Origin of the sequence: Burkholderia sp. 4M9327F10 (assembly GCF_005503145.1) — a bacterium.
In the GTDB taxonomy this organism is placed as follows: domain Bacteria; phylum Pseudomonadota; class Gammaproteobacteria; order Burkholderiales; family Burkholderiaceae; genus Paraburkholderia.
The window spans coordinates 95,535-101,757 of the sequence record NZ_SCNV01000030.1 but is presented as its reverse complement, the minus strand read 5'-3'; the positions used below and the strand labels follow the sequence as shown (position 1 = coordinate 101,757).

General features: G+C 58.9%; 4 protein-coding genes. 2 read left to right on the top strand and 2 right to left on the bottom strand.

Going from position 1 to position 6,223, the window contains the following annotated elements; genetic code table 11:
• Window positions 1–1,769 precede the first annotated feature (1,769 nt).
• Complete coding sequence (locus tag FFS45_RS24600) at window positions 1,770–3,119, top strand: replication initiation protein (protein WP_137957235.1); 1,350 nt, start codon at window positions 1,770–1,772, stop codon at window positions 3,117–3,119.
• Window positions 3,120–3,174: 55 nt separating this feature from the next.
• Here the strand turns inward: FFS45_RS24600 and FFS45_RS24595 are convergent, their stop codons facing one another.
• Together FFS45_RS24595 and parA are read right to left on the bottom strand one after the other, a co-directional pair.
• Window positions 3,175–4,236, bottom strand: a complete 1,062-nt coding sequence (locus FFS45_RS24595; protein ID WP_137957234.1) for a ParB/RepB/Spo0J family partition protein — start codon at window positions 4,234–4,236, stop codon at window positions 3,175–3,177.
• A gap of 24 nt (window positions 4,237–4,260) precedes the next feature.
• Window positions 4,261–4,923, bottom strand: coding sequence for a ParA family partition ATPase (gene parA, locus FFS45_RS24590; protein ID WP_137957233.1), 663 nt, complete (start codon window positions 4,921–4,923; stop codon window positions 4,261–4,263).
• 888 nt (window positions 4,924–5,811) lie between these two features.
• On the opposite strand from parA, the gene arsC reads away from it, so the two are divergent.
• Window positions 5,812–6,171 (top strand): arsenate reductase (glutaredoxin), encoded by a 360-nt coding sequence (arsC, locus tag FFS45_RS24585; RefSeq protein WP_137957232.1) that lies wholly within the window; start codon window positions 5,812–5,814, stop codon window positions 6,169–6,171.
• Window positions 6,172–6,223 lie beyond the last annotated feature (52 nt).

Below are 6,223 nucleotides of genomic sequence, written 5' to 3'. Positions count from 1 at the left end.
AGATGTGTATAAGAGACAAGTCCGAAGGACACACGGGGGATGAAATTCTTGAGAGTAATAAAAGTAAACACCCTTGAACCCTTGTTAAAAACGTTAACGCCACGGCAGATCCTTACCAGGCAAGGGTTTCAGCGAAGTCAGGTGAAGCTTTACGGGAGGCCTGGTGAGGGATTGCGGGATGGTCGAGTGATGGGGTTCAGGGACCGTGGTGAGGGCCTGCGGGACACTGAGTGAGCGGGTTCAGGAGTCACTTACAAAATACCGAATCACGAAAGGTGAGGCTTTGCAGGACCAGATAGGCCGAGCAGCCCGGCTGGACGTAAAAATTGCCTGAAACGCATCAGATCAGAGCGGTGAGCGCTTTCGGGAGGGATTCTAAAGGCATTTTTCGGCGCAAATTCGGGGCGCTGAAAGCCTTCGGTGAGGCAACTCGGGAGAAAACGCGCCGCGAAGGTGAGGTTTTTCGGGGAGCGAGACGCATTTGTGCCCGATTTTTGTGCATAGGCCGGCTAAGGTGAGGCTTTTCGGGGGCATCGAGGGACCTCTGGGAGGGGTTGAAAAGCAGGAGCGGCCTGGATTTGCCGTCTTGCAGACAAAGGTGAGCTTGTTCGGGAGGCGTGCGCGGACAGTTCGACGGCCATCGAAAATCGTCCGGCGCGGGCCAGAGGTGAGCGTTTTCAGGAACCAATTGGACCGTAAAAATCGGCTCAGGTGAGGTTTTTCGGGAGAAAGTTTGCGGTTACTTACAGGAAATGCCCCACCGAGCTTGTTTGGTGAGACCAAATTTGCGAGCGCTGATTTCTTTATGGTGAGGTTTTTCGGGAGCTTGCAGCGCGGAAGTGATTCGACGTGCCCGGACTTGAGACGATCCTTAAGGTGAGGCTTTTCGGGACCTGTTAATTTGAAGTGATACGCGATGTGTTTTCTACAAGTGATTGAAATTGCTATGTATTTTCGATGATTCTGGAATAGGTGAGGCTTTTCGGGAGGCAAATGCGGGTGCCCGCAGGGGGATTCACGAGGGGGCGATTCGAGCCAAAGGTGAGGTTTTTCGGGAATGTTTTGTTGCTTTATTCCTATGCAGTTTGGCCTGGGCCGCGTGTTTTCGTGGGTTCGGTTCGAGTAAAGGTGAGGCTTTTCGGGAGTTTGGGCGTCAGAGCGTGATTGAAGAAAGGGGCGTCGGCGGACTGTGCGTTCCGGGTCGTGGGGCGGCAGACCACGGTTGTTCGGTGCGCCCTTTCGGCCGAGGCTGGATTCGCTGGGGACTGCGCTAGCAGGTGAGTGTGCTGCGGCGTAGTGTCGAGGGTGGGTCGGGGTACGAGGCATCCCGGCAAACGAGCTATCCGTGAAGACGCGTTGTACCGTGGTGAACCCAGGCGTGAGGAGTGGGCTAAATGCCGCCCGCTTTCCCTGCCACCAGGATCACGCCCTTCATGTTTCCCCTCCGGGGCGCGAACTGCATGCCAAAGTCGAGCCATCCAGGAGTGCGAATCAAGTCGTGAATTTGCGACATTTTTTAAGGTGAGTCGATACGGGAGAGTAAACCTCCCGATCGCGATGCACCCTGGAACAGGCCATTTTTGCCTGGCCCGCGAGGAGCAAAGACGCCCGCAACCTGGCGTCAAATGGTTGAGGTGAGCATTTTCGGGATCGAATCGAGGTGAGTCGCGCTCCGTAAACTCACTTCACCGGGAATGGTGAGAGGGTCCCTATAGACGTGCTTCACCACAGCCGGTATGCTCTCGCCAAATCCCTCCTCGACCCGACGCATGGCCACGAAGCGCGCGAAGAAGACCGATGTGGTGAGCCCCAGCTCAGCCGAATTGCGCAAAGCCGTCGAGGCAATTGCGATTCAGCCCAAGAGCGGCAAGATCACCCTTCTTACCCGAAAGCTGTTCAACGTTTTGCTGGCGGTTGCCCAGCAGGCAGACGAGTCTGGTGATACCTACCGGGCGCTGCTCTCCGATATTGTTGCCAACTCCGCGTTCGATTCGAACGATACCGCGCTCGTCAAGGAGCACCTGCGTCGCATGGTGTCGGTGCAGGTTGAATGGAGTACCGGCACCTCGAGTCAGAAGCCTGGCCGCAAGTGGGGCATCTCGACGCTGATTGCCGACGCGGAAATTCTTGAAGATCCGACCACGCGGCGCGTGTGGGTCGAGTTCTCGTTCGCGCCCAAGATCAAGAAAAAGCTGCTCGACCCGGTGCAGTACGCGCGTTTGAGCCTGCAGTTCCAGAGCCAGTTGCGCAGTAGCGCGGGCCTCGCGTTGTACGAGATCTGCGTGCGCTATCTGACCAACCCCAGCCACCTGACCATGCGCGAGTCGTGGGAATGGTGGCGGCCGATTCTCTCCGGCACACCGGACACGGAAGCGGGCGACGAGGCAAAGCGCGAGTACAAGTACTTCAAGCGCGATTACCTGCGGCCGGCTATCGCCGAGGTCAACGCGGTCACCAACATCTTTGTCGAGCTGATCGAGCATCGCGAAGGCCGCCGGGTTGCCGAGATCCAGTTCCGCGTGACCGAGCGCAAGCAGCCCATGCTGGCGCTCGACGAGCATCCGAATGTGTTCGACAGCACGCTGGTCGACCGGATGGTGAAGATCGGCATTCCGCTCAAGGAAGCCCAAACGCTCTATGCGGACAGCGAGGAAAACCGTATTCGCGCTGCTTTGCAGATGACCGAGCAACGTATGCGCAGCACCTCGCTGCCGCCGGTGCGCAGTGCGCCCGCCCTGTTCAAGGACGCGCTGAAGAAGGGTTATGCTCCGCCGGTCGAGGCCTTGCCATCAGGCAGTGGCGGTAAGGCAGCGGTGGCCGCGCCGGCCGACGATCTGAAGGCGCGCTTGCTGGGAGAGTATTCGGCGTATCGCCGTAAGGAAGCGCGTGCGCTCTACGACGAGCAAGGTGAGTCGGAACGGGATGTGGCGCGCCGCTCGTTTGAAGAAGATGAATTGCCGGATCTCGGCTCTCACATGCGCGACGACTGGCGCCGTCGTGGGCTCGACTCGAAGCTCGCGGAGACGGCTTTCTTTGACTGGCTGGCCCGCAAGACCTGGGGTGAGCCGACCGACGGCGATCTGCTCGCTTTCACCTTGAGCCAGTCGCGCGCGGCCTGATTTTCTCTGCTTTTCCCTGCTATGCACGGCGCCGTTTCCGGCGTCGTGCAATCGCTCATTTCTGCTGCAACATCTGCTCGATCTGCTTCAGGATGTCGTCACGCTTCTCTTTCGACAGTCCTTTGAGGCGCAGTTCGATGCGGTCCTCGCCGTACGTCTTCAGATCCCCCACCGCGACCCCGTCGAGCTTGATCTCGAGGCGCTGCGCATAGCGCTGCCGCCCCGCTACCTTGGTGCTCTCCTGGGCGGTGGCGCGGCCTTTGACGATATCGGCAACCTGCCGCGTGCTCAGATCGTCGGAGAGGATCTTGTTGATCAGCCGTAGCGTGGCGTCGGAGCCGCGAGCGCTGTGATAACGGCCCACCTGGTAAGCCATGTTCGAGCCGAAGCGGTCTGTCCGCGCAACCATCTCCTGCATCACCACCTCGGGCAACTTGGCGATAGACAGGGCGACTGCAACCGTCGATTCGTCGAGTCCAAGATGCTCCGCCAATTCCTTCTGGCTCTGAAAATACTTTTCGTCGAGAAAGCGCTTCCAGACAATGGCGTTGTCGAACACCGTCTGTGAATCGCGTTGGACGTTCAGATCGTAGCCGAGCTTGTAGCTCTGAATGCCGATCGGCAGATCGATCACGATCGCCTTCACCAACTCCTTGTTCGCTTCCTTCAACGCCCGTACGCGCCGGCCACCATCGCTGACGAAGTAAGTGCCGGGGTTGTCGTAGTCGGGGATCACATGGATCGCCTGCTGCTGACCCTGCTTCGCCAGATTGACCGCCAGCTCGGCGATCGACGACTTCAGATAGAAATGGCGCGGGTTGAACGGGCTGGGTTTGATCGCTTTAAGTGCGAGCTCGATCACCTGCCCCGGGCGGTATCCATGTTCAATCCGCCATGCGTGGTACTCGGCAGACTCGTTGAGCGTTTCCGCCGGATCGGCTTCGGCAACGACTGGCGTGGAAACGGGCTGACTGGTGCGGCCGACAATGTCGGCGGCCTTCGGTGCGTTCTGTACCAGGCCGTCGATGGCGTTGAGCCGGTCGAGGGCGGTTCGCTTTTCGCTGCTAGTCGTATCCGGACGTGCTTGAAAGCCTTTGGCAAATTGGGAGGGTTTCATTCAGTGTCCTTTATGCGCATAAATTCAGGGGAGCAGGGCGGCGATCTCGTCGGCGAACGCGCGTACCTCTGCGGCGGCGAGCTTGGCGCCGCGGTCACTCATTTGCAGCACGGTCTGTCCGAGGGCCATGGCCTGCTTATAGGCTTCGCGAGTGGGTATCTGTGTCTTCAGCAGGGGAAAGCCCAGTTCTTCCAGCGCGCGCTTGAGCTCGCGGGTCAGCATCCGCTTCTCTTCGGTCTTGTTCAGCAGGAACACGGCGCGCAGGTCTTCGTTCATTGCTTGCGCTTGCTGGATCAGCTTCACCAATCCCACGCTCGACCAGTAGTCTGCCGGCGATGAAGAGGTCGGAATGATGGCGACGGTAGCCGCGAGCAGGACGACGCCGGAGACTTTCTCGGTGATGGACGGAGGGCAGTCCACCACGATGATGTCGTAGTCTGCTACGAACTTCTTGATCTCGCGGTGGATCTGACCGCCGAACTCGGACAGGTTGACGACCGGGAAGGGGATGCCGGATTCGCTGTCGGAGGAAGCGCTGGTCCAGTGCACCAGGGTGTTTTGGCCGTCGGCGTCTACGACGAGGACGCGCTTGCCTTTCTCATGGAAGGCTGCGCCGAGGTGCATCGCGATTGTGCTTTTGCCGACCCCGCCCTTCTGCTGTGTTACCGCGATGATTTCTGCTGCCAATCTTCACCTCCTCTTTTTAGACGCTGTTGGATTTTACCGTGATGAATTTCTATTTCAATCGTTTTGTCGTAAACGTACGACGCGTTAGCCATTCGGCAGAGGTTTATGCGCATAAACGAGCCCGCGCGGTTGCCAAAGCGCGGCGCGCGAGTGTTCTTGGTGGGTTGGGTTGCTGCGGTGAACCGCGCCTTTGAACTATGTGCTGGTAACGAGGCAGTGATGTGGCCGTGTGTATGGCGTGCCAGTGAGGCCGCGCTTGAGATATGCCATTCGATCCTGCGCGTGCAGATCCTGGTGACCGACGTCGTGGCGTAATGACTTACCGTTTCCCCGCGCATTGCTGCGTGTTTCGGTTGCTCCGTGCAGCGTTGCGTTCGAGCAGCGAGGCGGTTCAGTCAGACGGTTCAGTCAGACGGCGCAGGCAGACGGCGCAGGCAGACGGCGCAGGCAGACGGCGCAGGCAGACGGCGCAGGCAGACGGTGCGGTTCGACGAACTGGCTTTGCGTGGTCCACTCGAGATAGCGCGCGGAGGTCAGCACAGCACACAGCCACATCGGCTCAGAACAGCAAGATGAGCGCCGCGGTACTGGCATAGCAGCGGCAGCCACTTTATGCGCATAAACATCCCGCCCACTCGACTCTCTGCACCAGTGCCGCTCAACCTCAGATAAAGCGCTAAAAAACTAAAAACGAAACTTACCCATCCAGCACTAGTACTCACAGTCAGCACTAGTAGATCGCGGCGGCGCTGCCCCGCCCCACCCGCGCAGTCCAACCTGCGCCCCCGTCACGGCGAAACACCGGTTAGACCGCCCTGCATCCATCCCTGTATGAACGCTAAAATCCCCACCTTCCAATGCACTGCCTTCCCGCGACCGGCCAAGCTCATGATCACGATCTATCACAACCCCCGCTGCTCCAAATCCCGAAGCACCTGCGAGTTGATCGCCACCACCTGCAATACAACCAGCGAGCCCGTAGAAATCGTCGAGTATCTGAAACACCCTCTCTCGGCCGCACAACTCAAAAGCCTCCACGCCATGCTTGGCTGTCCGGTCCGCGAAATGTTGCGCGACACGGAGTCTGCATTCCAGGAACTGGGCCTGGAAAGCCGCGGACTGTCTGACGATCAGTTATACGAAGCGATCGAGCAGCATCCCATCCTGATGCAGCGTCCAATTGTCGTGCGTAATGGCCGCGCCGTAATCGGACGCCCGCCCGAGAACGTCAAATCGCTATTCGAGTGAGCCGGCGCGATTGAATCGCGTCAATCGCCGAACTATGTAAAGAACCACGCTA

Coding starts and splice junctions, on each gene's coding strand:
- FFS45_RS24600 (WP_137957235.1), top strand. CDS start 1,770: ATGGCCACGAAGCGCGCGAAGAAGACCGATGTGGTGAGCCCCAGCTCA.
- FFS45_RS24595 (WP_137957234.1), bottom strand. CDS start 4,236: ATGAAACCCTCCCAATTTGCCAAAGGCTTTCAAGCACGTCCGGATACG.
- arsC (WP_137957232.1), top strand. CDS start 5,812: ATGATCACGATCTATCACAACCCCCGCTGCTCCAAATCCCGAAGCACC.